This is a genomic window from Marinimicrobium alkaliphilum, assembly GCF_003259155.1.
In the GTDB taxonomy this organism is placed as follows: Bacteria; Pseudomonadota; Gammaproteobacteria; order Pseudomonadales; family Cellvibrionaceae; genus Marinimicrobium_A; species Marinimicrobium_A alkaliphilum.
Genome location: NZ_QGMQ01000022.1, coordinates 1 through 1,577 on the forward strand (window position 1 = coordinate 1; position 1,577 = coordinate 1,577).

Genomic DNA, 1,577 nt, shown 5'->3' on the forward strand with positions numbered 1-1,577 from the left:
ATGGGGGCCGGCGTTTTGGCTGGCGCTGCATTGGGTGCCGTAGCGGTAGGTGACGCCGGCCTTGTTGATAAGGTTATCCCGGTTGTTGTAGGCGTAGCTTTCGCTGAAGTAATCAGCCCCCCTTTCTCTGGATGAGCAAGATCATGGGTTTTCGCAAGGAGAAGAACTTCGTTGAAACGCGCGCACCGAGTGTCAGACAGGTGGCGTTCCCCTCCGAGCTAAAAATATGGGTGACACTAACGGCTCCATTCATCCAGCTTCCCGGCAATAAACCTCTCGAATTTATCAGTCAGAGCCATGTTCTCTTCATCAAGGCTATATGCCACCCCAAAGCTTTTTAGGTTCGCTCTAAAATCGCAAGATGCTTTTCTCTGGCCTGCCATACCGGACTTTCTACACAAAGCTATGAGTTCAGAATTTTCATCGGCCAATAACCAGCTATCTGCCCCCCTATAGTGACGAATATGCACTGTGTACTTATCCGGCTCAACAGCCGATATACTCTTATCAAAAACTGACCAAACCGAAGCATTCCTTGCGACCAGGTCGAGTTGCTCCTCATACAAAACGATACTCAATGCTTTTGACGTCCTTCTCTTAGGCTGATATTCAGGGATTGCGGACTGTATTTCCGCTTCTGTAAAAACCAGGGCGATTGTTTTAGAGCTTTCATCAAAAACACCCGCAGGCCCATCTCCAGGTCCGTGAAGAACATACGCCTCCGGTATATCTAAACTCCCGAAAGTCACCATATTCGATGACGAGTCACACCCAGCCGATATTAGAATAAGCATAAAGAAAATCCAATATTTCATACAACCCTCGCTAGTACGCATCGCAGGACGGCCTACAATAAACCGGCTCAAGGAGCCTCTGATGCACGCCGGTGCCATAGCTGCCGCCATACCAACGTCGGCTAATATTGAACTCATCAAAAACCCTATGGTGATACGTAGTAATTTCGGGTGCCGACAAGAAATAATGGCGGCCATTTTGATCATCCAGTGTCGTATCCAGATGGGCCGTAGCTATCGCTTTACCCAATGCTAGCATTTGTTCATTGAAAGCGCTCGGAGATAGCATTAACCTGGGGTTACCCGCCAGGAGACCATAACCCGCATTCCGGCGAACAGACTCACCAACGCCTAACCAGTACGCACCCATCACAGCACCATGCATCGACAAAATATCCGCAGGACTACCCCAAGTGGCAAAACCCACACAGCCGATGGGGTCATGAAGGCAGCTGTGACATCCTGCGGACGCGTTTCGTGGAAATTCCGGCGAGTGCGTTTCTCGTCCTCCCCTTCCTTTGTATACCCACTCGGATCCGTCGCATTGAGCGGATTATTCCACACATAGCTGTACCGGTTCAGGCTCCGGGTGGTGCCCGGGTTCTGCACAATCGGGTCGGCCTGGACGAAGCGGGCGAGTTTGGGGTCGTATATCCGCCCGTTCATATGAATCAAGCCCACTTCATCCAAATGCTCATGATCCGTGTAGCCCCGCGTGGTATCCGGCTTGAGCACTACCCGAAAGGGTTGATCCGGTTGTGGCCAGTAAGAGCCGCTGCCAAA

General features: G+C 51.1%; 2 protein-coding genes. Both read right to left on the reverse strand.

The genetic code is table 11. The features are described from left to right. Positions 1-236 precede the first annotated feature (236 nt). Complete coding sequence (locus DKW72_RS16475; protein WP_157960527.1) at positions 237-992, reverse strand: hypothetical protein; 756 nt, start codon at positions 990-992, stop codon at positions 237-239. A 171-nt stretch (positions 993-1,163) separates the two neighbouring features. Next, positions 1,164-1,577, reverse strand: a 414-nt coding sequence (locus DKW72_RS16220) for an RHS repeat-associated core domain-containing protein (RefSeq protein ID WP_198411406.1), incomplete at its 5' end; no start/stop codon positions are given.

Coding starts and splice junctions, on each gene's coding strand:
- DKW72_RS16475 (WP_157960527.1), bottom strand. CDS start 992: ATGGCCGCCATTATTTCTTGTCGGCACCCGAAATTACTACGTATCACC.